This window comes from Burkholderia contaminans (genome assembly GCF_029633825.1).
GTDB classification, from domain to species: domain Bacteria; phylum Pseudomonadota; class Gammaproteobacteria; order Burkholderiales; family Burkholderiaceae; genus Burkholderia; species Burkholderia contaminans.
Genome location: NZ_CP090640.1, coordinates 2,268,039 through 2,293,822 on the forward strand (window position 1 = coordinate 2,268,039; position 25,784 = coordinate 2,293,822).

At 67.8% G+C, this 25,784-nt stretch carries 22 protein-coding genes; 13 read left to right on the plus strand and 9 right to left on the minus strand.

All coding sequences use genetic code 11. The features are described from left to right. Positions 1-28: 28 nt before the first annotated feature. Positions 29-514 (plus strand): GNAT family N-acetyltransferase, encoded by a 486-nt coding sequence (locus LXE91_RS10660; protein ID WP_039348323.1) that lies wholly within the window; start codon positions 29-31, stop codon positions 512-514. Between the two features lie 25 nt (positions 515-539). Here the strand turns inward: LXE91_RS10660 and LXE91_RS10665 are convergent, their stop codons facing one another. The 3 genes from LXE91_RS10665 to LXE91_RS10675 are packed head-to-tail and all read right to left on the minus strand — an operon-like array spanning position 540 to position 2,514. After that, a complete protein-coding gene (locus LXE91_RS10665) occupies positions 540-1,409 on the minus strand; it encodes a cytochrome c oxidase assembly protein (RefSeq protein WP_039348319.1) in 870 nt (289 codons plus the stop codon). Between the two features lie 10 nt (positions 1,410-1,419). Then, positions 1,420-1,866: a copper chaperone PCu(A)C gene (locus LXE91_RS10670; RefSeq protein WP_011351435.1), complete on the minus strand. Its 447-nt coding sequence runs from the start codon at positions 1,864-1,866 to the stop codon at positions 1,420-1,422. Between the two features lie 12 nt (positions 1,867-1,878). Next, on the minus strand, positions 1,879-2,514 hold the full coding sequence (locus tag LXE91_RS10675; RefSeq protein WP_039348316.1) for an SCO family protein: 636 nt from the start codon (positions 2,512-2,514) through the stop codon (positions 1,879-1,881). A gap of 282 nt (positions 2,515-2,796) precedes the next feature. Between LXE91_RS10675 and otsB the strand changes: the two genes are divergently transcribed. Together otsB and otsA are read left to right on the plus strand one after the other, a co-directional pair. Next, entirely contained in the window at positions 2,797-3,549 is a 753-nt protein-coding gene (otsB, locus tag LXE91_RS10680) for a trehalose-phosphatase (RefSeq protein ID WP_039348314.1), read from the plus strand. Then, on the plus strand, positions 3,546-4,925 hold the full coding sequence (gene otsA / locus LXE91_RS10685; protein WP_039348312.1) for an alpha,alpha-trehalose-phosphate synthase (UDP-forming): 1,380 nt from the start codon (positions 3,546-3,548) through the stop codon (positions 4,923-4,925). The genes otsB and otsA overlap by 4 nt, the downstream gene beginning before the upstream one ends. A 77-nt stretch (positions 4,926-5,002) precedes the next feature. On the opposite strand, the gene LXE91_RS10690 is transcribed toward otsA, so the two are convergent. Then, positions 5,003-6,835 (minus strand): ABC transporter ATP-binding protein, encoded by a 1,833-nt coding sequence (locus tag LXE91_RS10690; protein WP_039348308.1) that lies wholly within the window; start codon positions 6,833-6,835, stop codon positions 5,003-5,005. A 563-nt stretch (positions 6,836-7,398) separates the two neighbouring features. Between LXE91_RS10690 and LXE91_RS10695 the strand changes: the two genes are divergently transcribed. The 3 genes from LXE91_RS10695 to LXE91_RS10705 all read left to right on the plus strand — a co-directional run bounded on the left by LXE91_RS10695 (position 7,399) and on the right by LXE91_RS10705 (position 10,011). Then, a complete protein-coding gene (locus LXE91_RS10695) occupies positions 7,399-8,463 on the plus strand; it encodes a glycosyltransferase family 4 protein (protein ID WP_006476459.1) in 1,065 nt (354 codons plus the stop codon). Between the two features lie 237 nt (positions 8,464-8,700). After that, on the plus strand, positions 8,701-9,507 hold the full coding sequence (locus tag LXE91_RS10700; RefSeq protein WP_039348303.1) for a hypothetical protein: 807 nt from the start codon (positions 8,701-8,703) through the stop codon (positions 9,505-9,507). A 39-nt stretch (positions 9,508-9,546) separates the two neighbouring features. After that, on the plus strand, positions 9,547-10,011 hold the full coding sequence (locus LXE91_RS10705; protein WP_039348300.1) for a DUF2214 family protein: 465 nt from the start codon (positions 9,547-9,549) through the stop codon (positions 10,009-10,011). 92 nt (positions 10,012-10,103) lie between these two features. On the opposite strand, the gene gudD is transcribed toward LXE91_RS10705, so the two are convergent. Beyond that, the gene (gudD, locus tag LXE91_RS10710; protein ID WP_039348297.1) at positions 10,104-11,456 is read right to left on the minus strand and encodes a glucarate dehydratase; all 1,353 of its coding nucleotides are present in this window, start codon (positions 11,454-11,456) and stop codon (positions 10,104-10,106) included. A gap of 358 nt (positions 11,457-11,814) precedes the next feature. Between gudD and LXE91_RS10715 the strand changes: the two genes are divergently transcribed. Next, the gene (locus tag LXE91_RS10715; RefSeq protein WP_039348294.1) at positions 11,815-12,564 is read left to right on the plus strand and encodes a FadR/GntR family transcriptional regulator; all 750 of its coding nucleotides are present in this window, start codon (positions 11,815-11,817) and stop codon (positions 12,562-12,564) included. Positions 12,565-12,701: 137 nt separating this feature from the next. On the opposite strand, the gene LXE91_RS10720 is transcribed toward LXE91_RS10715, so the two are convergent. The 3 genes from LXE91_RS10720 to pdxY form a co-directional block, all read right to left on the minus strand. Continuing rightward, positions 12,702-13,850, minus strand: coding sequence for a branched-chain amino acid ABC transporter substrate-binding protein (locus LXE91_RS10720; RefSeq protein WP_039348291.1), 1,149 nt, complete (start codon positions 13,848-13,850; stop codon positions 12,702-12,704). Positions 13,851-14,218: 368 nt separating this feature from the next. Continuing rightward, the gene (locus LXE91_RS10725; protein WP_039348288.1) at positions 14,219-16,363 is read right to left on the minus strand and encodes a phosphocholine-specific phospholipase C; all 2,145 of its coding nucleotides are present in this window, start codon (positions 16,361-16,363) and stop codon (positions 14,219-14,221) included. A gap of 275 nt (positions 16,364-16,638) precedes the next feature. Further along, positions 16,639-17,499, minus strand: a complete 861-nt coding sequence (pdxY, locus tag LXE91_RS10730; protein WP_039348286.1) for a pyridoxal kinase PdxY — start codon at positions 17,497-17,499, stop codon at positions 16,639-16,641. A 173-nt stretch (positions 17,500-17,672) separates the two neighbouring features. Between pdxY and LXE91_RS10735 the strand changes: the two genes are divergently transcribed. Beyond that, positions 17,673-18,734, plus strand: coding sequence for an alpha/beta fold hydrolase (locus tag LXE91_RS10735; RefSeq protein ID WP_039348467.1), 1,062 nt, complete (start codon positions 17,673-17,675; stop codon positions 18,732-18,734). Positions 18,735-18,770: 36 nt separating this feature from the next. Here the strand turns inward: LXE91_RS10735 and LXE91_RS10740 are convergent, their stop codons facing one another. Next, a complete protein-coding gene (locus LXE91_RS10740) occupies positions 18,771-19,769 on the minus strand; it encodes an LLM class flavin-dependent oxidoreductase (RefSeq protein WP_039348464.1) in 999 nt (332 codons plus the stop codon). Positions 19,770-20,409: 640 nt separating this feature from the next. Between LXE91_RS10740 and hpnI the strand changes: the two genes are divergently transcribed. From hpnI to LXE91_RS10765, 5 genes are all read left to right on the plus strand, one after another. After that, complete coding sequence (gene hpnI / locus LXE91_RS10745; RefSeq protein ID WP_039348284.1) at positions 20,410-21,585, plus strand: bacteriohopanetetrol glucosamine biosynthesis glycosyltransferase HpnI; 1,176 nt, start codon at positions 20,410-20,412, stop codon at positions 21,583-21,585. 135 nt (positions 21,586-21,720) lie between these two features. Next, the gene (gene hpnJ, locus LXE91_RS10750; RefSeq protein ID WP_306453768.1) at positions 21,721-23,163 is read left to right on the plus strand and encodes a hopanoid biosynthesis associated radical SAM protein HpnJ; all 1,443 of its coding nucleotides are present in this window, start codon (positions 21,721-21,723) and stop codon (positions 23,161-23,163) included. Between the two features lie 3 nt (positions 23,164-23,166). Next, a complete protein-coding gene (gene hpnK, locus LXE91_RS10755; protein WP_039348278.1) occupies positions 23,167-24,051 on the plus strand; it encodes a hopanoid biosynthesis-associated protein HpnK in 885 nt (294 codons plus the stop codon). Further along, complete coding sequence (locus tag LXE91_RS10760) at positions 24,048-25,091, plus strand: lysylphosphatidylglycerol synthase domain-containing protein (RefSeq protein ID WP_039348276.1); 1,044 nt, start codon at positions 24,048-24,050, stop codon at positions 25,089-25,091. The genes hpnK and LXE91_RS10760 overlap by 4 nt, the downstream gene beginning before the upstream one ends. A gap of 87 nt (positions 25,092-25,178) precedes the next feature. After that, entirely contained in the window at positions 25,179-25,736 is a 558-nt protein-coding gene (locus LXE91_RS10765; RefSeq protein WP_011351454.1) for a hypothetical protein, read from the plus strand. The last annotated feature ends 48 nt before the right edge of the window (positions 25,737-25,784 follow it).

The window sequence follows — 25,784 nt, forward strand, 5'->3', positions numbered from 1 at the left end:
GGCCGGCGCGCCCGAATCAGGACCGACCATGAACGCATCCGCTGCATCCCCGAGCGCCGCCGATCTCGACTGGCGCTGGAAATCCTTCGACGCGCTGACGGCGCGCGAAGTCTATTCGATCCTCGAAGCACGCAGCGCGGTGTTCGTCGTCGAGCAGAACTGCGTGTATCGCGACATCGACGACGCGGATCAGGCCGCATGGCACCTGGCGGCCTTCGATCCGGCCGGTCGCGTGGCCGGCTATCTGCGTGTGCTGCTGCCCGATGCGCAGAACACCGACGTACGCATCGGCCGCGTGCTGACGACCGCCGCGTTTCGCGGCGCAGGCCTCGGCAACGAACTGCTGTCGCGCGCGCTCGAGCAGATCCGCGCGCAGTGGCCGGATACGCCGGTGAGCCTGCATGCGCAGGCCCACTTGCAGCGTTTTTACGGGGCATTCGGCTTTGCGCCGAGTTCGGAAGTGCACGACGAGGACGGCATCCCGCACGTGTGGATGAGCAGCGCACGCGCGTGATGCGCGACGCGCCGCGCAGCAGCAGTCAGTGCGCGGCGTGCGCCACCGGCGGCTGGTCCGCGCGCTGCGCGGCCCGTTCATCGACCAGACGGCCGCGCGCGGACAGCCGCAGCCAGTGCCGCAGCGCGATCAGCGCGCCGATCACGCTCATCATCGAACCCGGAATCCACAGCAGCAGGCCGCCGATCTGCTGGTCGCGCAGCGGGCTGAGCCACGTGAACGCGCGTCCGCAGATCGAGTAGATCGGATACAGCTCGTGCGGCGTGAAGAAGATCAGCGCGCCGAGCGCGATCTGCGGCGGGATCGCCGCGACGACGATCAGGATCCGGCGGCCCGGCGACAGCCGTGCGGGCGGCGCGGGCCGCGGATCGACGACGAGCCACCAGAACAGCAGCCCGTCGATCACCATGCTCCAGTTCATCACGCGATAGAGACGCCAGTCGAGCATCGCGATGAAGTGAATCGGCGACAGCAGCCAGAAATAGATCAGCCCGACGAACAGCACGACCGCGACGACGGGATGGAACACCAGGTTGAGCGTCGCGCGCACGGGCGCCCACGCGAGCGCGGGGCGCACGAAACGCTGCCGCCAGCGAAACGGAATGCCCGCGCGAATCGACGCGCCCGGATACGACAGCGCGATGAAGAACGGCCCGAGGTGGTGCAGCACCAGATGCTGCGCGCGGTGCAGGAAGAACTCGTGCTCGAAGAAATAGTCGAGCCGTGTATGCAGTGCGATGTAGAGCGCCGTCAGCCCGAACCAGAACGAGAACTGCCGCAGCGGTGACACCTTCGCCTTCTTCGCGCCGCGTGCGAACAGCACGGCGGCGGTCAGTACCGCGATCACCACGGTGGGCGACGGTTCCCACGGATCGAGCCAGTACAGGACGTTCATCGCGCGCGCATCACTTCGCCTGGGCCGGCGACTTCACGGCGAACGGCGCATCGACCGTTTCGCCGTCGGAGAACTTCAGGCGCAGGTGCACGGTGTCGCCCGGCTTGATCGCGTGCTTCGGCTCCTCGAGCATGAAGTGATAGCCGCCCGGCGCGATGTCGACCTTGCCGCGCGCGGGGATCGTCAGCTTGTCGACCATTTCCATTTTCTGCGTCGAACCGTTCGAGACGGTCTGGTGCAGCATCGCCATCCCGTAGTCGGGGCTGTCGACGTCGACGAGATCGACCGGCTTGTCGCTCGTGTTCACGAGCGTCACGTAGCCGCCGGCCGGCAGCTTGTTCGGCAGCCAGCGCACCCACGCGTTCTGTGCGGTGATCGCGCCGGCGGCATACGCGTGGGCGCCTGCGCACAGCGCGGCGAGGAGGGCGAGCGTCTTGAGGGTCGTTTTCGTTTTCATGTCGGGATGAATTCAGGTAGTGGAGGCGGTGTCGATGATCCGGCGCACATCGGCGGCGATGGCGTCGGGCGAGTCGCGGTCGGTCGCAAGCAGGCGGGCGCGGCCGCTCGCGTCGAAGATGTAGACGGCCGAGCTGTGCGTGACTTCGTAGCCGCCGGACGGATCGCGCTTCTCCATCTGGTATGCGACGCGATAGCGCTTCGCGAGCGATTCGATCTGGCGATCGGTGCCGGTCAGGCCGCGTGCATGCGCGGCGTCGAATGCGGCGACATACGATTGCATTGCCTGCGGCGTGTCGCGCGCAGGGTCGACCGAGACGAACAGGATGCGCACGTTGCTTGCCTTCGGGCCGAGCTTCGCCAGCACCTCCATCAGCCGCGCCATCGTTTCGGGACAGACATCGGGGCAGTGCGTATAGCCGAAGTAGACGAGCGAGACCTGGCCGTGGAATGCATCGGCGTCGACGGGGTGGCCGTCGCCGCCCGTCAGCGTGAACGACAGGTCGGGCAGGTGGCCGGTGACGTTGGTCAGGTTCCAGCGCGGCTCGTCGTGCGTGCACGCGGCGAGCGCCACGGCGGCGGCGAGGGCCGCGGCCGTGCGGATGAGGCGGGAAAAGCGCCGGTGCGGCGTGGTGCAGGCAGACGACATCCTGGGGCTCGATCGGACGGAAGGTTGACCGGCCGGCGCGGTGCCATGCGTCGCGCGGCAGGCGGTTGCGACTGTAGCGCAATTCGCGCGCCCGCGTCCTTTCGAAACCCGTACGCCGCGGGCGAGCGGGGCAATATGTCGCAGTTGACGCAGGCGGCAGCGCCATGCCGGCGCCGCGCCGGTTTCGCCCATCTCGATGCGCAGGCGCGGTAAGATGCGCACAATTCCATTCGCGCAGCGGCCGCCCGGCGTTTGCCGGCCGACCCTCACACTATCGAGTCGATGCAATCCGTTCCGGCTTCCCTGTCCCTGACCGACACCGCGTTCTTCTTCGACTTCGACGGCACGCTCGTCGAACTGGCGCCGACGCCCGACAGCATTCATGTTCCGCCGTCGCTGCTGACGCTGCTCGACGAGCTGCAGCGCCGCTCGCACGGCGCGGTCGCGATCGTGTCCGGGCGCGGCATCGACAATATCGACACGTTCCTGAAGATGCCCGGCATGCCGATCGCCGGCCTGCACGGTGCAGAGCGCCGCGATGCGAACGGCGACACGCAGCGCATCGGCTTCAACGACGAACGCCTGCTGCGCATCGAGCGCGAGCTGGCGGCCGTCGTCGACCGTCATCCGGGCATGCTGCTCGAAATCAAGGGCGCGGCCGTCGCGCTGCACTATCGCAACGCGCCCGAGCGCGAGGCGGCGGCGCGCGCGGCCACCGAGCGCCTCGTCGCCGACTATGCCGATGCGTATGTGCTGCAGCCGGGCAAGATGGTGTTCGAGATCAAGCCGAAAGGCGTCGACAAGGGGCGCGCGCTCGCTGCGTTCCTCGACGAGCCGCCGTTTGCCGGCCGTGTGCCGGTATTCGCGGGCGACGACCTGACCGACGAGAAGGGCTTCGCGGTGGTCAACGCGCGCGGCGGGCTGTCGATCAAGGTCGGCGCGGGCGAGACGTCCGCCCGCACGCGGCTCGATTCGGTCGACGCGCTGCATGAGCAGATCGCGCGCTGGCTCGGTGCGGAGCAGCCGGACGCATGAGTCGCCTCATCATTGTTTCAAACCGCGTCGCGCCGATTTCGGAAGGCGAACCGGCGGCGGGCGGTCTCGCGATCGGCGTCTACGATGCGCTGAAGGAGACGGGCGGCATGTGGTTCGGCTGGAGCGGCGAGGTCGTCGCGTCCGGCGCGCCGCAGATCCGCGTCGAGGAGCACGGGCCGGTCACGTTCGCCACCATCGGCCTGTCGCGGCGCGACTACGACCAGTATTACCGCGGCTTCTCGAACGCGACGCTGTGGCCGGCGTTTCACTACCGCACCGACCTGATCCAGTACGACCGTCACGAGTTCGAAGGCTACAGCCGCGTGAACGTGTGGCTCGCCCAGCAGCTCGTGCCGCTGCTGCAGGACGACGACGTGATCTGGGTGCACGACTATCACCTGATCCCGTTCGCGCGCGCACTGCGCGCGGCCGGCGTGAAGAATCGCATCGGCTTCTTCCTGCACATCCCGTTTCCGGCTGCGCAGGTGCTCGTCAGCGTGCCGCCGCATCGCGACCTCGTCGAGTCGCTGTGCGCGTTCGACCTGCTCGGTTTCCAGACCGAACCCGACCTGCGCGCATTCTGCGACTACATCGAATCGGAGGCGGACGGCGCGATCGAGCGCGACGGCCACCTGGCGACGGTGCGAGCATTCGGCCGGACGCTGCGCGCGGCCGCGTATCCGATCGGCGTGCATCCGGACGAGATCGCGTCGCTCGCGCAGGCCGGCGAGCACGGCAAGGCGGTGCGCACGCTCGCGACCTCGCTGCGCGGCCGCAAGCTGATCATGAGCGTCGACCGGCTCGATTATTCGAAGGGGCTCGTCGAGCGCTTCCGTGCGTTCGAGAAGCTGCTCGAGCACGAGCCGTCGCATCGCAATCGCGTGTCGTTCCTGCAGATCGCGCCGTCGACCCGCGCGGAGCTGCGCGCGTACCAGGACATCCGCCTGCAGCTCGAAGGGGAGTCCGGGCGCATCAACGGACGCTTCGCCGAGCTCGACTGGGCGCCGATCCTCTATATCCATCGCCAGTACGACCGCCAGCTGCTTGCCGCGCTGTACCGGCTCGCGCGGGTCGGCTACGTGACGCCGCTGCGCGACGGGATGAACCTCGTCGCGAAGGAGTACGTATCCGCGCAGAACCCGGAGGATCCGGGCGTGCTCGTGCTGTCGCGCTTCGCGGGCGCCGCACGCGAGCTGACGGGAGCGCTGATCGTCAATCCGATCGATATCGACGGGATGGCCGATGCGCTGTCGCAGGCGCTGACGATGCCGCTCGCCGAACGGCGTGCGCGTTATACGGACATGATCGCGCAGCTTCGCGAGAACAACGTGTCGGTGTGGCGCGACAACTTCCTGCGCGATCTGCAGCACGCGTAACCGACGGTTCATCGAGCAATGAAAAAGCCGCAGTGCGTCGCGCACTGCGGCTTTTTTGTCGGCTGCGGGCCGGTATGTCAGGCCACGCGTTCGCCGGTCGGCGTGCTGCCGTCGGGGGCCGGGTGGTGGCGGCCGTGCTGTTTGGCGAGCAGGTCGCGGTACAGGCCGGGGCGGTTGCGCAGCACGTCGGGCGCGCCGTCGTCGATCACCTTGCCGTTGTTCATCACGATGATCCGGTCGAAGTTGCGCAGCGTCGACAGGCGGTGGGCGATCGCGATCACCGTGCGGCCGACCATCAGGCGGTCGAGCGCGCTCTGGATCGCTTCCTCGGACGCGCTGTCGAGTGCGGACGTCGCTTCGTCGAGCAGCAGGATCGGCGCATCCTTCAGGATCGCGCGCGCGATCGCGATACGCTGGCGCTGGCCGCCCGACAGCTTGACGCCGCGGTCGCCGACGATCGTGTCATAGCCTTCCGGCATCGCTTCGATGAATTCCGCGCAGCGGGCGTCGCGCGCGGCGGCGAGCACTTCGTCACGGGTCGCTTCGGGGCGACCGTACGCGATATTGTCGTAGATCGTCCGGTGCAGCAGCGAGATGTCCTGCGGCACGAGCGCGATCGCCTGGCGCAGGCTGTCCTGCGTGATCGTCTTCACGTCCTGGCCGTCGACCTTCACGGCGCCGTCCTGCGTGTCGTAGAAGCGCTGCAGCAGCGCGAGCACGGTCGACTTGCCGGCGCCCGACTTGCCGATCAGGCCGACGCGCTGGCCCGGCTCGATATGGAGGTCGAAGTGGTCGAGGATCGCGCGGCGGTGCGGATACGCGAACGTCACGCGCTCGAAATCGACGCGGCCGCCCTTGGCCGACAGCGGTTGCGCGTCGGAGCGGTCAGGCATCCCGTGCGGCTCGAGCAGCGTTTTCACCGCTTCGGACAGGCGCGCGATGTGCTGCGTGACGTCGACGAGCGCGACCGCGAGATCGCGCGTGCCGTGCAGGATCGTGAAGCCGAGCGAGCTGACGAGCACGATGTCGCCCGACGTCGCGCGGCCCTGGTCCCACAGCCACAGGGCCCAGCCGAGCAGGCCGGCGGACAGCATCGCGGTGATCACCGCGTGCAGCAGGCGCAGCTTCTCGAGATAGAGCAGGCTCTGCTGGCGCGCATCCATCTCGGCCTTGACCGTTGCGCCGAAGCGCTTCTGTTCGCGCAGCGTCATCCCGAACGCGCGCACGAGGCCCATGTTGCCGATCACGTCGACGAGCTCGCCGTCGACCGCCGCAGCCTTCGCCGCAAACGCGTGGTGGCGCGCCGAGCCGCGCCCGGCCAGCTTGAACAGCACGACGGAGAGCACTGCGGAGCAGCCGAGCAGGCCGGCGGCCATCATCGGATTGACGACGATGATCATCAGGATCGCGCCCATCACCGCGATGCACGGCGGCAGCACGTTCCACGCCATCGTGTTCTCCGACGTGTAGACGGCGTTCGACGTGGCCGTGATGCGGCTCGCGAGCGTGCCGGGCTGCTTTTCCGCGTAGTAGGTGGGCGAATGGCCGATCAGGTACTGGAACAGGTCGCGCCGCAGATCGCCGGTGACCGCGACGAACGTGTGCGCGGCGAACCAGCCGCCGACGCGCCACAGCAGGTTGTCGGCCGCGATCAGCCCGACGAGCAGCGCGAATGCGCTCCACAGCGGGCCGGGGTGATGCCGCCCGGTCGCCAGCACGTCGATCAGGTGCTTGATCGCGTATTGCGAGCCGAGCGCGCAGCCGACGGCGGCCAGCACGCTGCAGAGCACGATCAGGTGGGCGACAGGATGCAGGCGGATGTAGCGGAACAGGAACGCAATCGGTCGATGCGCGTAGCTCGACAGCTTCGCGTTGTGGGCGTTGCGCTGGGCAGGGGTGAGAGATTCCAAAATATGCGTGCGGTGATTCGGTGAGTGAGCGTGGCGGCTGGGTCGCAGGCCGGCGTTCGCCCGGACTGAATAATCCGGCATTGTAAACAAGCCCGCGTGTCGCGCTGCGCGAATCTTGCCTTGGCCAGGGGCTCGCGGTCGATTTTGAGATAAAATCCGGCATCCCGTCCTGCCTCATGTGCCGGAATCACGCTGCCGGCGGTCACGGGGTCAAGGAATGCCAAAAGGGCCTTCCACTCTAGAACGGACACCCAAGTCCGCGGGTTGCAAAGTGTTGCACCTTTGTAACAAAGTAAAGTGTTTGAAATGTTGTGCGCCGTATCGGGATTAACCCTAGATAATCGGCTCCGGGTTCGATTCCAGGTTTTTTACGAACCCCTGTCAACGGGTCTTCGTTTCAAACGTTCTATGCCTGTCGCGTCGCCGACGCTCCTTGAGCAGCGCGGGTTTGACGCCCCCGGCAGGCTGATTCGTCCGATCTTCGGACGACACGCATCCAGCCCGGACCGCCGGCAGGTTGCCGACCCATACCTGGTTTTTAGCCGATTTTTTAGGAGTTACGCATGCGAATCGCCCAAATCGCTCCGTTGCACGAAGCGGTGCCCCCGAAACTGTACGGTGGTACCGAGCGAGTGGTGTCCTACCTCACCGAAGCGCTCGTCGAGATGGGGCATGACGTCACGCTCTTCGCGAGCGGCGATTCGCAAACCTCCGCGAAGCTCGAAGCCTGCTGGCCGCAGGCGCTGCGCCTCGACCCGACGATCCGCGACGTGATGGCTCCGCACATGCTGCTCCTCGAGCAGGTGCGCCGCCGCGCGGAAGAGTTCGATGTCCTGCACTGCCACATCGACTACTACCCGTTCTCGCTGTTCTCGCGCCAGCCGGTCCCGCATCTGACGACGATGCACGGCCGTCTCGACCTGCCGGAACTGCAGCCGATCTTCAACGCATTCAGCGACGTGCCGGTCGTGTCGATCTCCGACAACCAGCGCATCCCGCTGCCGCAGGCGAACTGGCTGTCGACCGTCTACCACGGCCTGCCGGAAAACCTGCTGACGCCGATCCCGAACGTGAAGCCGAGCTACCTCGCGTTCCTGGGCCGCATCTCGCCCGAGAAGCGCGTCGACACGGCGATCCGTATCGCCGAGCAGGCCGGCCTGCCGATCAAGATCGCCGCGAAGCTCGACAAGGCTGACCGCGCGTACTACGAAGAGAAGATCAAGCCGCTGTTCGCGCTGCCGCACGTCGAGTACATCGGCGAAATCAGCGAGTCCGAAAAGACCGAATTCCTCGGCAACGCGCACGCGCTGCTGTTCCCGATCGACTGGCCGGAGCCCTTCGGCCTGGTGATGATCGAGGCGATGGCTTGCGGCACGCCGGTGATCGCGTTCAAGCGCGGCTCGGTGCCGGAAGTGATCGACAACGGCGTGTCGGGCTTCGTCGTCGAAGACGAGCTGTCGGCGGTTGCCGCGCTCAAGCGCCTCGATACGCTGCCGCGCGAGAAGGTCCGCGCTGCATTCGAAGCCCGCTTCTCGTCGAAGGTGATGGCGCAGAACTACGTGAAGGGCTACGAGGAACTGCTGCGCCAGAAGCGCCGCACGGTGCTCCGCGAAGTCAACGCAAGCTGATTGCGGGCCGCCGCGGCGCTGCGGCGCGCGGCTTGCCAACGACGCCCCGTCCGGGTTCCCGGCGGGGCGTTGTCACATCCGCGGCGCGGATCTGTTGTATTCTCGCCGCGCCCGACGCCGCGAACGGCCCCCGAAGCGGCCCGGCAGGGCATCCGTCCGTCTGTCCAGACGGTAATGTCCCTATAATGGCCGTGCCGTGAAATCCGGCCCCGCACGAATATCCAGAGGAGAGCAGTCTTGGCGAGAACGAAATCCACGCGCGCAGCGCCGGCCCCCGGCGCCGGTGTGATCTTCGCGTTGCGTGCGATCGGTCTCGTGCTGCTCGCGCGCTGGCTGTTCTCGATGTCCCAGATGGGCTACCGCTCGTCGCTGTCGGCGATGGTGTCGTCGCCCTGGGCCTTCGTCTACCTCCTGCTGATCTTCCTGTTGCTCGCGCTGCCGGGCGCCGTCGCGCGCGCCGAACGGCCGTTCCATCCGCTGCCGCAGTGGCTGCGCCAGGCACTGCGCGTCTTTGCGCTGATCGGTTTCCTGTTCGCCGTGTGGTCGATCGGCATGTTCGTCTGGGTGGACGGCTGGCGCCTCGCGCTGCATGCGGTGACGGCGACCAACGGCTGGCTCGTCGCCGCGCCGGCGCTTTATGCGGCGATCGTGTGGATCTGCCGCCCGCGGCCGCTGTGGCGGACCAACGTGGCTGCCCGCCGCTTCGCGGTCGGCCGTTATGCGATTTCGCTCGACGTGCTGACGCGCACTGCAATCGTGTGGATGGAAAGCCGCAAGGTCGGCCAGTACGATGCGCGCGAACTGTCGGTGCGCTGGCCCGGCCGGGCGGCGCCTGCCGCAGCCGAGGGTGCAGCGGACGCACAGCCGGCCGTCGTGCCGCCGCGCCGCGGCAGCTTCTTCAATCGACCGAAGGTCGAACTGCTGTGGGATTCGCCGGCGGCCGTCGGCCATAACCGGCAGATCGTCATGCGTGCGCCGCTCGCGACCGAAGGCGACCGCGTCGCGGTGCTCGCGCTCGACGCCGCGCTCAAACAGATCGTCTGACAAGTCCCGCGCGCGGCAGGCGGGCGACAAGGAGGCGTGATGATCGTCCGCTGGTTGCTGGCTGCCATTCACCTGAGTGCGTTCGGCGTCGCGTTTGCCGCGATCGCGGGGCGTAACCGCGCGTTGCGCCGGCTCGTCGCGTCGGCGCAGGCGGCTGATTTGCCCGGCGTATTCAAGGCGGATGCCGCGTGGGGGCTATCGGCGCTCGTGCTGATCGTGACGGGCCTGATGCGTGCGTTCGGCGGTTTCGAGAAGGGTTCCGCGTATTACCTGCACGAACCGCTCTTTCACCTGAAGATGACCGCGCTCGTGCTGATCCTGCTGCTTGAGGTCGTGCCGATGCTCGGGCTGATCCGGTGGCGCGCCGCCGCGCGGCAGCAGCAGATGCCCGATCTCGACCGTGCGCGCACCTATGTGCGGATCGGCCATTGGCAGGCGGTGCTGGTGATCGTCATCGTGTTCGCCGCGTCGGGGATGGCGCGGGGGATTGGGCTGGCCGGCTAGGCGCGGCCGGCTAGGCGTGGCGGGCTAGGCCTGCCCGGGCAGGTGCGGTCCAGGCTCGACCGGGCGACCCTGCCGCCCGGTCCGTCCCGCACTCAGCGCACGAGGCAGGGGCGCTTGTTGTTGAAGGTCCACCCCGGAATCAAATACTGCATCGCCGCCGCGTCGTCACGGGCACCGAGTCCGTGCTGCTTGTACAGCTCGTGCGCGACCGCGACGGCATCCATGTCGATATCGATGCCGAGCCCCGGCCGCTTCGGCACCTCGACCAGCCCGTTCTCGATCTTCAGCGGTTCGCGCGTCAGCCGCTCGCCGTCCTGCCAGATCCAGTGCGTGTCGATCGCGGTGACCTGGCCCGGCGCGGCGGCCGCGACGTGCGTGAACATCGCGAGCGACACGTCGAAGTGGTTGTTCGAATGCGAGCCCCACGTAAGGCCCCAGTCGCGGCACATCTGCGCGACGCGCACCGAACCCTGCATCGTCCAGAAGTGCGGATCGGCGAGCGGGATGTCGACGGCCTGCAGCTGCACCGCGTGACCCATTTGCCGCCAGTCGGTCGCAATCATGTTGGTGGCGGTCGGCAGCCCCGTCGCGCGGCGGAATTCGGCCATCACCTCGCGGCCCGAGTAGCCGTTCTCCGCGCCGCACGGATCTTCCGCGTACGCGAGCACATGATGCTGGTCGCGGCACAGCCGCACGGCCTCGTCGAGCGACCACGCACCGTTCGGGTCGAGCGTCACGCGCGCGTCGGGGAAGCGCTCGGCGAGCGCCGTCACGGCCTCGATCTCGCTCGCGCCTTCGAATACGCCGCCCTTCAGCTTGAAGTCGTTGAAGCCGTAGCGCGCATGTGCTGCCTCGGCTAGCCGCACGACAGCCTCGGGCGTCAGCGCGGCTTCGTCGCGCACGCGCGTCCAGTCGTCGGTCGCGCCGCTGCCGTCGCGGTAGGCGAGCGCGGTCTTCGTGCGGTCACCGATGTAGAACAGGTAGCCGAGCATTTCGACGCGCTCGCGCTGCTGGCCCTCGCCAAGCAGCGCGGCGACCGGCACGCCGAGATGCTGGCCGAGCAGGTCGAGCAGCGCGGCTTCGAGCGCGGTGACCGCGTGGATCGTCGTGCGCAGGTCGAAGGTTTGCAGCCCGCGGCCGCTCGCGTCGCGGTCGGCGAAGGTGCGCCGCACGTCGTTGAGCACCGCGTGGTAATTGCCGACCGGCTGGCCGACGACGAGCGCGCGCGCATCGTCGAGCGTGCGGCGGATGCTTTCGCCGCCGGGGACTTCGCCGACGCCGGTGCGGCCCGCGCTGTCCTTCAGGATCACGAGGTTGCGGGTGAAGAACGGGCCGTGTGCGCCGCTCAGGTTGAGCAGCATGCTGTCGTGGCCGGCGACCGGAATCGCTTGCAGGTCGACGATACGCGGCGTGTCGTGGGAGGGCGAGGCAGTGACGGCGTTCATGGGCGGCGATGGCGAAAGGGTGGGCAATGCCGTGCGGCAAATGCTTTGCCGCGCGCGACGGGAGGTGCGATCATTCGACAACCGACGTGCGCGGCGCGCAAGCCCCGCAGGTCGACGCAACCCGAAACGGGGTGGGAGCGACAACCTGACCAGCGGAGCGCGGAACGCGAACGCTGGCTGATCGTAAAGCATGGGACCGGGCGACGCAGGAATGCTCGCTTGAGTCGACAGGAGATCCGTGTTTCGATCATCAGTCGTCGGATGACTTGTGACGCAGTATAATGAATCATCGGCTTTCGCTCAAACCCCGCGTAAACCCTCGGCCCACATTACGATCATTCAAAAAGGAACCGGCCTCATGTCCGTGCCTACGCTTCCCGCAGCGCCGCGCCGTCGCGCACGCAGCCTCGCACAAGATGTCGTCGACGCGCTGACCGCGCAGATCGAAAACGGCGCGCTGCGTCCCGGCGACAAGCTGCCGACCGAAACCGAAGTCATGGCGGCGCAGGGCGTGAGCCGGACGGTCGTGCGCGAGGCGATCTCGCGGATGCAGGCGAGCGGCCTCATCGAGACGCGCCACGGCATCGGCAGCTTCGTGCTGGAGCCGTCGCGCCGCCAGACGCTCGGCATCGACCCGGCGACGATCACGACGCTGCGCGACGTGCTCGCGGTGCTGGAACTGCGCATCAGCCTCGAGAGCGAATGCGCGAGCCTTGCCGCGCAACGCGCGAACGATACCGACCTGGCCGCGCTGCGGCGCGCGCTCGACGCGATCGCATCGGGGGCGGGCGGCGGCCGCGACACGGCGCAGCTCGACTTCCAGTTCCACCTGCAGATCGCGCAGTCCACCGGCAACCGCTATTTCGTCGACATCATGACGCAGCTCGGCACGTCGATCATCCCGCGCACGCGCGTGAATTCGGCCCGCTTTGCCGGCGACGATCTGGAGCGCTACGTCGGCCGGCTGAACCACGAGCACGAGGATATCTACGAGGCGATCGCGCGCCACGACCCGGAAGCGGCGCGCGCCGCGATGCGCACGCACCTCACCAACAGCCGCGAGCGGCTGCGCCGCGCGCACGAGGCGGCGGAGGCCGAGGCCGGCTGACGCACCGGGCCGCGCGGCCCGCCGTGCCGCCGGCCCGGTCGAATCGCCCTAACATCAGTCGTCATACAAGGTCGATATCCATTCATCGATCACCGGGGCCGGGCGGCGTTGCCGCCGCCGGCCGCCGGCACCTCCGATCAGCCTCCCTTCGTCGTGATCGTCTTCCACGCGCCGTTCTTCACCTGGTACAACGTCGACATCCCGCTCTTCAGCGAGCCGTCGTTCGCGAACGAGATGCGGCCGGTGACACCTTCGAAGTCGATCTTCTTCAGCGCCGGGCGATAGACCTTCGGGTCGATCGAGCCGGCCGCCTGCATCGCCTTGATCGCCGCCCACGCCGCGTCGTAGCCGAACTGCGCGTACGACAGCACGTCGACGCCGAAGCGCTTCTTGAAACGCTGTTCGAAATCCTTCCCTTGCGGCAACTCGTCGAGCGGCCGGCCGTATTCCCACGCCATCGCACCTTCGGCGGCCGGGCCCGCGATCTTGATGAACTCGTTGTCCTTCACGCCGCCGCCGCCGACGAACTGCGCGTTCAGCCCGAGCTGGCGCATCTGCTTGATGAAGTTCGCGGCGAGCGAATCGAGGCCGCCGAAGAAGATCAGGTCGGGGTTCTTCGCCTTCAGGCTCGTGATCTGCGCGCGGAAGTCGACCGCCTGGTTGCTGGTGAACTCGCGGCCGATGAGGTTGCCGCCTGCGGCCTTCACGGCCTTCTCGAACTCGTCGGCCTCGCCCTGGCCGAACGCGGTGCGGTCGTCGATGATCGCGATGCGCTTCGCCTTCGTCACGTCGACCGCGTACTTGCCCGCATTGCCGGCGTTCTGGCCGTCGGTCGCGATCACCATGAACATGTTCGCGAGCCCGCGCGCGGTGAGCGTCGGGTTGGTCGCGGCCGGATCGATCACCGGGATGCCGGCCTTGTCGTAGACCACCGACGCCGGAATCGTCGTCCCCGAGTTGAAGTGGCCGACCACGACCGACACGTTTTGGTCGACGAGCGCCTGCGCGGCCTGCACGCCGATGCGCGGGTCGGCCTGGTCGTCCTGCACGACGAGGTTGAAGTGGGCAGGCTTGCCGGCGATCTGCACCTTCTGCGCGACGGCGTCGTCGAGCGCGAGCTGCACGCCGTTCTGCAGGTCCTTGCCGTAACCGGCGTTCACGCCCGTGAGCGGCGCGGCGAAGCCGACCTTCACGTCGGTCGAATCGGCGGCCTGGGCGGCCTGTTGCGAGAGGAGGGCAAGCGCGGATGCAATCGACACCGACAGCAGGGAATGACGGAATTTCATGTTGTTCCTCTTGTTCGACACGTGCGAGTGAGTACCGCATGCGCTCGGGCGGGCCGGACGCGTGCGACGGGCGGGCGGTTCGACCGCTTCTCGGAATCGGGCGGGGAGGTCGGCATCGTTATCCTCGGAAGAATCTCCCGTCGGGCTCCGCGAAGAAGCGCCCCGATCGCCTCGATATATAGGTCGCCGATATGCCCGGGTCTTGGCGATTCGCCGCGCATTCGGTGCGGATTTGCGCATAGCTTCCGCGCGAGCGGGGGCAGCCGGTATCGGGAGTTTCCCGTCGCGAACGGAGCGGGTGGAGAGGAGGGAGCGAGGGGCGGGAAGGCGGCGCGGCCCGCCGGGGCCGCGCCGCGCAGGGGATGCCGTCAGTCGGACAGGGCGTCCGATGCGGCTTCGGCATCGTCGTGCGATGCGTGCGTGCGGATCAGCGGATCACTGGTGCTCGGGCGGCCGGTTTCGACGTGGCCCGCGAAGCGGCGCAGGAAGCCGAGCAGGCGGCCGTCGCTGACGGTCAGGTCGTACCAGCCGTGGCTGCCGCGCAGATCCCAGTAGTCGTCGACCTGCTGGCCCGGCGCGAGGTCGAACGTGCGCGCGCGGCCGTGGTCGTACGCGTTCGTGACCTTGAGCCGCACGGCCTTGTGGCCGCGGTTCATCAGGCGCAGCGTGATGTTGCCGTTCGCGACGTCGTAGCCGTAGATCACCTCGGGGTTCACGTTCGCGCTGCCGACGCCGGTCGCGAACGGGCCGCGGAAATGGCAGTAGAAGCCGTTCGGGCCGTACACGTCGAGGTCGTACAGGCCGAGCGACGCCGCGGCGCTCCACGTGTCGGCGATCCGCTTGCCGGCTTCGACCGTGTACGCCCACGGGCCGTCGAGGCGATTGCGCGACTGCACCTGGAACGCGGCGCCTGCCCGGCCCGTGTTCGCGAAGGTCAGCCGGAACTGGCCGTTCACCGATTCGACGCGGCCATGCACGAACAGCTCGTACGGCAGCGCGCGCGCCGGACGCAGCCCGGCCTCCTGCTTCGGCAGCTTCTGCAGCACCGGCGGCACCGGGATGTAGTCGGGATGGCGCAGCCGGTCAGGCGGCGCATAGCCGCTCGTGTCCGGCAGCGTCGGCCAGCCGGCATCGGCCGTCGCGAAATCGAACGCGGCGGTCAGGTCGCCGCACACCGTGCGGCGCCACGGCGAGATGTTGCCGGCCTTGACCGGGTATTGCGCGCCGAAACGCGCTTCGATGAATTGCAGCAGCGACGTGTGATCGTAGGTCTGCGAGCAGACCCAGCCGCCCTTCGTCCACGGCGACACGACGAGCATCGGCACGCGCGGCCCGAGCCCGTACGGGCCGGCCATGTGCGATGCGTCGCCGGGGAACACCTCGTTGGTCGTCGCGACCGTCGACAGCCCGTTGTCGCGCGACTGCGGCGCGAACGGCGGCGGCACGTGGTCGAAGAAGCCGTCGTTTTCGTCGTACGTGATGAAGAGCGCGGTCTTGCTCCACACCTCCGGATTCGACACGAGCACTTGCAGTACCTGTTCGATGTACCACGCGCCGTAGTTCGCCGGCCAGTTCGGATGCTCGGAATACGCTTCCGGCGCGCAGATCCACGACACCTGCGGCAGCGTGCCGTTCTTCACGTCCTGCTGCAGCACGTCGAACAGCGTGCCGCCCGCGCTGATGTTGGTGCCGGTGCGCGCCTTGTCGTACAGCGGCGTGCCGGGCAGCGCGTTGCGGTACTGGTTGAAGTAGAGCAGCGAGTTGTCGCCGTAGTTGCCGATGTACGGGTTCTGCGTCCAGCCCCACGACCCGGCGGCGTTCAGGCCGGTACCGACGTCCTGGTAGATCTTCCACGACACGCCGGCGTTCTCCAGCACTTCCGGATAGGTCGTCCAGCCGTAGCCCGCTTCCTCGTTGCCGAGCACCGGGCCGCCGCCCGTGCCGTCGTTGCCGACGTAGCCGGTCCACATGTAGTAGCGGTTCGGGTCGGTCGAGCTCGGGATCGCGCAGTGGTACGCGTCGCAGATCGTGAACGCGTCGGCGAGCTGGTAGTGGAACGGGATGTCGTCGCGCTTCAGGTACGCCATCGTCGTGGTGCCCTTGTTCGGCACCCACTGGTCGTAGCGGCCCTTGTTCCAGGCGGCGTGCATGTCCTGCCAGCCGTGCGGCAGGTCCTGCAGGAACTGCAGGCCGAGCTTGTCCGCGCCCGGGTGGAACGGCAGCAGCTCGGCCGGGCCGACCGGCTGGTGGAACACCGACTTGCCGTTCGCGAGGCGCAGCGGACGCGGGTCACCAAAGCCGCGGACACCGCGCATCGTGCCGAAGTAGTGGTCGAACGAGCGGTTCTCCTGCATCAGGATCACGATGTGTTCGATATCGCGGATGGTGCCGGTGCGGCGGTTCGCGGGAATCGCAAGCGCATCGCGAATCACCGGGGGGAACAGGTTCAGCGCGGCGGCGCCGGCGGTGCCGGCAGCGACGCGCAGGAAGTCACGACGGTTCGATCGGGTCATGGTCGTTATCGTGTGATAAAGGGGGGAGCCGATTGGCAGGACCTGCTGGAAGGGCGCGCCCGGGTCGCAGGATGCGGCTGCGCCGGGTGGTGCCGCCGCGAGCATAGCGAGGAATCGGTGTCATTCATGTGAAGTCCGGAAACGTTTGCATTCGCGTCGAAGCGATATCGCAGCGGCGTCAGGACATCCATTCGCAGCAGTCGCGGTGCGGCAGGGATGAGGCGGGAATGCGGTGCGGGAGGCGCACCGGTAAAGCGGAAGGCGATGCCGGCGTGTCAGGCGTCCGTGACCCACGCGCCGAACCATTCGCTCGGGCGCGCGATTTCGTCCTGCGCGGCGACGAGTTCGAGCTCGTAGCGGCGCGCATCGTAGGTGGCCTTCACGACCGCATGCACGGCCGCGAGCGTGTGCTCGAACGCCGCGCGCACGGAGTCGCCGCGCAGCCGGCATGCGACGAAGATCGCGCTGGTCAGGTCGCCGACGCCGACCGGATGGCGCGGAAACGCATACAGCGGGCGCTGGCCGATCCATGCTTCGGTTTCGGTGACCGCGAGCATGTTGAAACGATCGGCGGGGCTGTTGCGGTCGTGCAGGTGCTTGACGAGGATGATCTGCGGTCCGCGGCGGATCAGCGAGCGGCAGGCTTCGACGGCTTCGGCGACGGTTTCGATACGCCGCCCGGCGAGCTTCTGCAGTTCGGTGTGGTTCGGTGACATGCCGTCCGCGAGCGCCGGCATTTCCTGGACGATGAACTCCTCGACGCCGGGCTCGGGCCGGATGCCGCCCGTCTGGCCCATCGCCGGATCGCAGAAGTACCACGCGTTCGGGTTCATCGCCTTCACCGAGCGGACGATCTCGACAGCCGCACGCGCCTGCGGCGGCGAGCCGAGGAACCCGGACAGCACGGCGTCGCAGCGCTTGAGTGCGCCGATCGCGGCGATGCCGTCGACGAGCTGCTCCATCTTCGCGGCATCGATCGCGCTGCCGGCCCAGTGACCGTACTGCATGTGATTCGACAACTGCACGGTATTGAGCGGCCAGACGTTGACGCCGAGGCGCTGCATCGGGAACACGGCCGCACTGTTGCCGGCATGGCCGTAGATGACGTGCGACTGAATGCTGAGGACGTTTTTCATGGGAATCGCCTGCACGCGTTTCAGGGTCACGTCACACGATACCCGAGTTCGTCGCGCGCGCGTAAGTCGCGCGGCCCCGGAGTGTTGCGCGCCGTCGTCAGCGCGACCGCGTAGAATCGCGGGGCGCGAGGCGGCCCGGCCGCCCGCGTGCGTCTCCAATCACCGTGATCGCCATGCTTTCGATTCGCAAGATGTTGTTCGTCGCGCGCGCTGCCGTGCTCGGCGCGGGTGTCGCCGTTGCGTGCGCCCTGCCTGCCATGGCGGCCGCCGCATCGCCCGCCGGCAACGACGGGCCCGTGTATGGCCCGCGCCTGGAAGGGTTCACCTATCCGGCGCCCGTGCATCTCTACACGTTCGTGTCACAGCGCGAAACCCTCGAGATGGCCTACCTCGACGTGCAGCCGGCCCACCCGAACGGCCGCACCGTCGTGCTGCTGCACGGGAAGAACTTCTGCGCGGCGACCTGGGAGGACACGATCGGCGTGCTGAGCCGCGCCGGCTATCGCGTGATTGCGCCGGACCAGATCGGCTTCTGCAAGTCGTCGAAGCCCGATCGCTACCAGTACAGCTTCCAGCAGCTTGCACGCAATACGCACGCGCTGCTCGAAGCGGTGGGGGTAAAGTCGGCGACGATCGTCGGCCACTCGACGGGCGGGATGCTCGCGATGCGCTACGCACTGATGTATCCGAAGGCGACCGACCAGCTCGTGCTCGTGAACCCGATCGGCCTCGAGGACTGGAAGGCGCTCGGCGTGCCGCCGCTGCCGGTCGACTACTGGTATGCGCGCGAACTGAAGACCACGGCCGACGGCATCCGCCGCTACGAGCAGGGCACGTACTACGCGGGCAAGTGGTCGCCGTCGTACGAGCGCTGGGTGCAGATGCTGGCCGGGATGTACCGTGGCGCCGGTCGCGACGCGGTCGCATGGAACTCCGCGCTGATCTACGACATGATCCTCACGCAGCCAGTGGTCTATGAACTCGGCGCGATCCGCGTGCCGACGCTGCTGATGATCGGCGACAAGGACACGACCGCGATCGGCAAGGACGTTTCGCCGCCCGACGTGCATGCGAAGCTCGGCCGCTACCCGGAACTCGCGAAGCGCACGCAGGCGGCGATTCCCGGCGCGCAACTCGTCGAGTTCCCGGCGCTCGGGCACGCGCCGCAGATACAGGATCCGGACGCGTTCCACAAGGCGCTGCTCGACGGGCTGGAGGCCGTGCGCCCGCAGTGATGCGGGGCCGGCCGCGGGCGGCCCGGGCGTGCGCCGTCAGCGCGTTTCGCTCGCGAGCTCGTCGCGGATCTGCGCGGTCAATTCGAACGAGCGCAGCCGTGCCGCGTGATCGTAGATCTGTGCGGTGACGATCAGCTCGTCGGCGCCCGTCTGCGCGATGCGGTCGCGCAGCTTGTCGCGCACCGTGTCGCGCGAGCCGACGGCGGCGAACGACAGCGAATGCGCAACCGTCGCGAGTTCGAGCTCGTTCGCCTCGAGCACGTCGACCGGCGGCGGCAGCTTGCCCGGCGTGCCGCGCCGCAGGTTGATGAACTGCTGCTGCAGCGACGTGAACAGGCGCCGCGCCTCGTCGTCGGTGTCGGCGACGAACACGTTGACGCCGACCATCGCATGCGGCTTCGGCCATGCGTCCGACGGCCGGTACTGCGCACGATAGATCTCGAGCGCGCGCATCAGGTAATCCGGCGCGAAGTGCGAAGCGAACGCGAACGGCAGCCCGAGCATCGCGGCGAGCTGGGCGCTGAACAGGCTCGAGCCGAGCAGCCACACGGGCACGTCGAGCCCTGCGCCGGGCACCGCGCGCACGCGCTGGCCGGGCACCGGCTCCGCGAAGTAGCGCTGCAGCTCGGCGACATCATCCGGAAACGAGTCGGCGCTGCCGATCAGGTCGCGGCGCAGCGCGCGCGACGTGGTCTGGTCGGTGCCGGGCGCGCGGCCGAGGCCGAGGTCGATGCGCCCCGGATACAGCGACGCGAGCGTGCCGAACTGCTCGGCGATCACGAGCGGCGCATGGTTCGGCAGCATGATGCCGCCGGACCCGACCCGGATCGTCCGCGTGGCGCCCGCGACATGGCCGATCACGACGGCCGTCGCCGCGCTCGCGATGCCGGGCATGTTGTGATGCTCGGCGAGCCAGTAGCGCCGGTAACCCCAGCGTTCCGCATGCTGCGCGAGATCGACGGTATTGCGGAATGCCTGGGAAGCGTCGGCGCCGGCCGGAATGGGGGCGAGATCGAGTACGGAAAACGGAGTCATCGGATGGCCTTCGAAAGGGGCGCGCGCGGTGATGCGCTGACGCAACAAATGCCAAGGATTTTGCCAAAGGGTTCCGGAACGTGCTGGAGGCGGCCCGATACCCATGCGCCTTTCAGGGGTGCCGGGTCGAATTCGGTGATTGTTGCGAAAATCAATCTAATCGCCGATTAATTACCGATCTTTACGTCGATTGGGTGTGAATCCGCATCGACGTACAAATCTGCACGAAACGTTTGATTTTCAAGACTGCAATACGCCTGCAAACCGCTTACGCTAATGTCGACGCGGATGCAGCCAAATGGTTCGCAGTCTGCGCAGCTTTGCCGGAATTGCACCAGTCCGTTTCTCGTAGTGCCGAGCGCAGGGTGCCGCAGGCTGCTAAAATCCGGCGCCTGCCCATGTTGTGCCGAAGGTAGCCATACGCGTCTTCCCGTATCCCGTCCGGGTGTCGCGCGGAAATGCACCACGCGAAGCCGGGCATGGCCATACCCACAGGATGGGTCGAGCCTCCCTCATACACAGACGCTGCTGGAACAAGGAGTCGGGTCGTGCCCGCGTTCGCCGTTGCCGGAATACCGAATCACGCTCAATCACGCTCACGCATTCTCCATGGCGTTCAGGTCGCCGGGAGGCGTCGCGCATGACGGCAACCGCAACGATGCTCGACTGGCTCCTGATCGTATTCACGCTGGCTGCGGCCGGCTATGCGCTCGTCGCGGCGTTCGCGCCGCGGCCGCGTACGCCGCGCACGGCCGCGCGCGACGGCTTCGAGCCGGTCAGCGTGCTCAAGCCGCTGTGCGGCGCGGAGCCGCACCTGTACGAAAACCTCTCGACGTTCTGCGAGCAGCGCCATCCGCGGTATGAAGTGCTGTTCGGCGTCGCATCGGCGGCCGATCCGGCGATTGCCGTGGTCGAACGGCTGCGCGCCGATTATCCCGAGTGCGACATCACGCTCGTGGTCGATGCGCGCGTGCACGGCAAGAACCTGAAGGTCAGCAACCTGATCAACCTCGCCGAGCGCGCGAAGTACGGCCGCATCGTGATCGCGGACAGCGACATCGCGGTGAAGCCCGACTATCTGGAGCGCGTGACGGCGCCGCTCGCCGACGTGTCGGTCGGTGTCGTCACGTGCCTGTATCATGCGCGCAGTGTCGGCGGGTTCTGGACGCGGATCGGCGCGCAGTTCGTCGACGCATGGTTCGCGCCGTCGGTCCGGATCACGCACCTCGGCCGCTCGAGCCGCTTCGGCTTCGGCGCCACGCTCGCGTTGACGCGCGACACGCTCGACCGGATCGGCGGCTTTCCCGCGCTGAAGGACGAACTGGCCGACGATTTCTGGCTGGCCGAGCTGCCGCGCCGCCTCGGGCGACGCACCGTGCTGTCGGAGGTCGAGGTCGCGACCGACGTGATCGAGCCGTCGTTCGGGCCGCTGTGGCACCGCGAGACGCGCTGGCTGCGCACGATCCGCTCGCTGAACCCGGCCGGCTTCGCGTTCCTGTTCATTACGTTTACCGTGCCGTGGCTCGCAATCGGCGCGACGCTCGCGCTGCGCCTCGACGGCACCTTCGCCGGCTCGCTGGCGGGCTGGGCGGCCGTGGTGGGCGCGTTCGGGCGGCTCGTCCTGCACGCGCGCGGCGAGGACGGCTGGCGCGCGTTCTGGCGCGACCTGCCGCTCGTCGCGGTGCGCGACACGCTGCTGGCGCTCGAATGGCTCGTGGCCGCGTTCGGCACGCATGTGGTGTGGCGCGGTGCGAGGATGACGGTCGTCGGCGGCGAACGTGCGGCGGCGGCAGTGGAAGCAGTGGACGGCCGCTAGGCCGTTCCGACCGAACCCGGCCCGAGGGCCGAGACGCGCTGCGCGGCGAGTCCGCGCGGCGCGACATGACAGAGAGGCGGGCGCCGGCAGGGCGGCCCGCGGTTTTTTGACTGAATCGTTGTGACGAATCGAACTATGCAGGCTACCGGAGCATTCATGAAAACGCTGTTCTTGCAGGCCCCTTCGTATGACGGCTTCGACGGCGGAGCCGGCTCGCGCTACCAGGCAAAGCGCGAAATCCGTTCCTTCTGGTATCCGACGTGGCTCGCGCAGCCGGCCGCGCTCGTGCCGGGCAGCCGCGTCGTCGACGCACCGGCCGACGGCCTGTCGGTCGAGGAAACGCTGAAGATCGCGAACGACTACGACCTCGTGATCATCCACACGAGCACGCCGTCGTTCCCGACCGACGCGATGTTCGCGCAGGACCTGAAGAAGATGAAGCCGTCGATGCTGGTCGGCATGGTCGGCGCGAAGGTGATGGTCGATCCGCACAACTCGCTCACGGCGAGCGAGGCAATCGACTTCGTGTGCCGCGAGGAATTCGACTACACCTGCAAGGAAATCGCCGAGGGCAAGCCGTTCCCGGAGATCAAGGGCTTGAGCTGGCGCGCGAAGGACGGCTCGATCGAGCACAACGAAGCGCGTCCGATCCTCGAGAACATGGACGAACTGCCGTTCGTCGCGCCCGTCTACAAGCGCGACCTGAAGATCGACAACTACTTCATCGGCTACCTGAACTATCCGTACGTGTCGATCTACACGGGCCGCGGCTGCAAGTCGCGCTGCACGTTCTGCCTGTGGCCGCAGACGGTCAGCGGCCATCGCTACCGCACGCGCTCGGTCGAGAACGTGCTCGCGGAAGCGAAGTGGATCCGCGACAACATGCCGGAAGTGAAGGAACTGATGTTCGACGACGACACCTTCACCGACGACCTGCCGCGCGCCGAAGCGATCGCCATCGGCCTGGGCAAGCTCGGCATGACGTGGTCGTGCAACGCGAAGGCGAACGTGCCGTACAAGACGCTGAAGGTCATGAAGGAAAACGGCCTGCGCCTGCTGCTGGTCGGCTTCGAATCCGGCGACGACCAGATCCTCGTGAACATCAAGAAGGGCGTGCGCACCGATTTCGCGCGCCGCTTCAGCGCGGACTGCAAGAAGCTCGGCATCAAGATCCACGGCACCTTCATCCTCGGCCTGCCGGGCGAGACGCAGGAGACCATCAAGAAGACGATCGAGTACGCGAAGGAAATCAATCCGCACACGATCCAGGTGTCGCTCGCCGCGCCGTATCCGGGCACGACGCTCTACAAGCAGGCCGTGGAAAACGGCTGGATGGAAGAGAACAAGACCATCAACCTGGTCAGCAAGGAAGGCGTGCAGCTCGCCGCGATCGGCTATGAACACCTGTCGCGCGACGAGATCTATCACCATCTCGAGCAGTTCTATCGCCAGTTCTATTTCCGCCCGTCGAAGATCTGGGAAATCGTCCGCGAGATGCTGACGAGCTGGGACATGATGAAGCGCCGTCTGCGCGAAGGCGTCGAGTTCTTCCGCTTCCTGCGCGCGCACGAGGCCTGATTCGTGGCGACGCAGCCGGCGGCGCGGGCGCTGATCTTCACCGCGGACGACTTCGGGCTGCACCCGCGCGTCAACGCGGCGGTCGAGCGCGCGCACCGCGACGGCGTGCTGAACGCCGCCAGCCTGATGGTCGGCGCGCCGGCGGCGCAAGATGCGATCGAACGCGCGCGGCGGCTGCCGTCGCTCGCGGTCGGCCTGCATCTGGTGCTCGCGGACGGGCCGGCCACGCTGCCCGCGCATGAGGTTCCCGCGCTCGTCGGCCCCGACGGGCGGTTCGGCGATGCGATGGCGAAGGACGGCTGTCGCTTCTTCTTCCTGCCGCACGTGCGGGCGCAGCTGCGCCGCGAGATTCGCGCGCAGTTCGACGCGTTCGCGGCGAGCGGGCTGCCGCTCGACCACGTGAACGCGCACAAGCATTTCCATCTGCATCCGACCGTGCTGTCGATGATCATCGAGATCGGCCGCGACTACGGGCTGCGCGCGGTGCGGCTGCCGTACGAGACCAGCGCGCCCGCGCTGCTCAAGCCGTGGATCGCGCTCGTGCGCGCACGGCTCGACCGTGCCGGGCTTGCGCACAACGACTACGTGGTCGGCATCGAGCATACGGGCGCGATGGACGAGGCCGTGCTGCTCGACGCGCTCGCCAAGCTGCCGCCGGGCGTCGGCGAGATCTACTGCCATCCGGCCGAGGCCGGCGACGGCCCGATCACGCCGACGATGGCCGGCTACCGTCCGGTGGACGAACTCGATGCGCTGCTGTCGCCGCGCGTCGCGGCCGCGCTGAAGGCCGCGGGCGTCGCGACCGGCGGCTTTGCCGACGTGTTCGGCCAGCCCGCCGCACGACGCGGCGCGCCGGCGTCGCGCGCACCGGGAGCGCAGCCGTCATGACCAAGTGGATCAAATGGCTCGGCTGGCCGCTCGGCATCGGCATCCTGCTCGCGCTGGGGCTGCACGAAGGCATCGGCGACGTGTCGCAGATGCTCGCGCGCGCCGGTTACGCGCTGCTGTGGCTCGTGCCGTTCCATGCGCTGCCGCTGCTGCTCGACGCCTACGCGTGGCACCTGCTGCTCGACAAGCGCTCGTCGCTGCCGTTCCTGTGGTGGATCGCGACCGTGCGCGAAGCGGTGAACCGGCTGCTGCCCGTGGTCGGGATCGGCGGCGAGCTGGTCGGCATCCGGCTCGCGCGCTGGCAGGTGCCGGACGCGAGCCGCGTGACGGCATCGGTGATCGTCGAGGTGCTCGTGACGATCGTCGTCCAGTATGCGTTCGCGGCGCTCGGCCTCGTGCTGCTGCTCGCGACGACGGACAACATGGGCGGCGGCACGATCGGCCTCGCGCTGCTGCTCACGCTGCCGCTGCCGGTGCTCGGCGTCGTGCTGATGCGCCGCGGCGGGATCTTCCATGCGATCGAGCGTTTCGCGGGCCGCCTGCTCGGCGATTCGCACCGGCTTCTGCAGGGCGTCGACGGCAAGCGGCTCGATGCCGACATCGACGGGTTGATGTCGCGCACGGGCCTGCTGTTCAGCGCATTCTTCTGGCAACTGGGCGGCTACGTGCTCGGCGCGCTCGAAATCTACTGGGCGCTCGCGCTGCTCGGCCATCCGGTGTCGATCGGCGGCGCGATCGCGATCGAGGCGATGACGCAGGCCGTACGCCATGCGGCGTTCATGGTGCCGGGCGGCCTCGGCGTGCAGGAGGCGACCGTCGTGCTGCTCGCGCAGATGTTCGGCGTCGACCGCGAGACGGCACTGTCGCTCGCGCTGGTCAAACGCGGCCGCGAGGTGCTGTTCGGCTGCCTGGCGCTCGGTTCGTGGCAACTGGCCGAACTCGTGCGTACGCGGCGCCGCGTTGGTGCGCCGCCGGCCGTGCCGCGCGCGCCGCAAGCGCAGCGCCGCGTGGCCGAGACCGAAACCGAAACGATGCATTGATCACGAGACGGGCCGCGCGCCCGTCTCGCGCTTTTGGCGTCGCACGGGTATCCTTGCCGCGTGTTTTCTCGACGCGCATTTCTTCCGATGAATTTCCGTTTCCGGCTGCTTCCCGTGACGATGCTGGCCGCCGCGCTGGCGCTGACCGGCTGCGACGACAAGCAAGGCAACCTCGACGTGCAACGTATCAGGGATTTCTTCAACGCGATCAAGCCCGCGCCGCTGCTACTGAAGGGGCTGAAGGTCGGCGAATCGACCGAGGCCGACGTGCGCGGCACGATGGGCAAGCCCGAGACCGAGCGCGACTTCACCGACGGCTCGAAGCGGCTCGAATACCCGCGCGGCCCGATGGGCAACCAGACGTGGTTCGTCGACCTCGACGCTAACGGCCGCTATACGGGCGCCACACAGGTGCTGACCGCCGAGAATTTCGCGAAGGTGCGCCCGGGGATGAACGAGGACGAGGTTCGGCGCCTGCTCGGCAAGCCCGGCGACATCGCGCAGTATCCGCTCAAGCCCGAGATCGTCTGGAGCTGGCGCTGGCTCGAGGACGGCGTCAACACCGACGCATTCTTCAACGTCCATTTCGGCCCGGACGGGCTTGTCTATACGACTTCGCGCTCCGACATCCTGAAAGGGCGGTAAGCGCAGCCGCAGCCGTCTTCGGCGCTATATCGAAAAAGCGACCGGAAA

Coding starts and splice junctions, on each gene's coding strand:
- LXE91_RS10660 (WP_039348323.1), top strand. CDS start 29: ATGAACGCATCCGCTGCATCCCCGAGCGCCGCCGATCTCGACTGGCGC.
- LXE91_RS10665 (WP_039348319.1), bottom strand. CDS start 1,409: ATGAACGTCCTGTACTGGCTCGATCCGTGGGAACCGTCGCCCACCGTG.
- LXE91_RS10670 (WP_011351435.1), bottom strand. CDS start 1,866: ATGAAAACGAAAACGACCCTCAAGACGCTCGCCCTCCTCGCCGCGCTG.
- LXE91_RS10675 (WP_039348316.1), bottom strand. CDS start 2,514: ATGTCGTCTGCCTGCACCACGCCGCACCGGCGCTTTTCCCGCCTCATC.
- otsB (WP_039348314.1), top strand. CDS start 2,797: ATGCAATCCGTTCCGGCTTCCCTGTCCCTGACCGACACCGCGTTCTTC.
- otsA (WP_039348312.1), top strand. CDS start 3,546: ATGAGTCGCCTCATCATTGTTTCAAACCGCGTCGCGCCGATTTCGGAA.
- LXE91_RS10695 (WP_006476459.1), top strand. CDS start 7,399: ATGCGAATCGCCCAAATCGCTCCGTTGCACGAAGCGGTGCCCCCGAAA.
- LXE91_RS10705 (WP_039348300.1), top strand. CDS start 9,547: ATGATCGTCCGCTGGTTGCTGGCTGCCATTCACCTGAGTGCGTTCGGC.
- gudD (WP_039348297.1), bottom strand. CDS start 11,456: ATGAACGCCGTCACTGCCTCGCCCTCCCACGACACGCCGCGTATCGTC.
- LXE91_RS10715 (WP_039348294.1), top strand. CDS start 11,815: ATGTCCGTGCCTACGCTTCCCGCAGCGCCGCGCCGTCGCGCACGCAGC.
- LXE91_RS10720 (WP_039348291.1), bottom strand. CDS start 13,850: ATGAAATTCCGTCATTCCCTGCTGTCGGTGTCGATTGCATCCGCGCTT.
- LXE91_RS10725 (WP_039348288.1), bottom strand. CDS start 16,363: ATGACCCGATCGAACCGTCGTGACTTCCTGCGCGTCGCTGCCGGCACC.
- pdxY (WP_039348286.1), bottom strand. CDS start 17,499: ATGAAAAACGTCCTCAGCATTCAGTCGCACGTCATCTACGGCCATGCC.
- LXE91_RS10735 (WP_039348467.1), top strand. CDS start 17,673: ATGCTTTCGATTCGCAAGATGTTGTTCGTCGCGCGCGCTGCCGTGCTC.
- LXE91_RS10740 (WP_039348464.1), bottom strand. CDS start 19,769: ATGACTCCGTTTTCCGTACTCGATCTCGCCCCCATTCCGGCCGGCGCC.
- hpnI (WP_039348284.1), top strand. CDS start 20,410: ATGACGGCAACCGCAACGATGCTCGACTGGCTCCTGATCGTATTCACG.
- hpnJ (WP_306453768.1), top strand. CDS start 21,721: ATGCAGGCTACCGGAGCATTCATGAAAACGCTGTTCTTGCAGGCCCCT.
- LXE91_RS10760 (WP_039348276.1), top strand. CDS start 24,048: ATGACCAAGTGGATCAAATGGCTCGGCTGGCCGCTCGGCATCGGCATC.
- LXE91_RS10765 (WP_011351454.1), top strand. CDS start 25,179: ATGAATTTCCGTTTCCGGCTGCTTCCCGTGACGATGCTGGCCGCCGCG.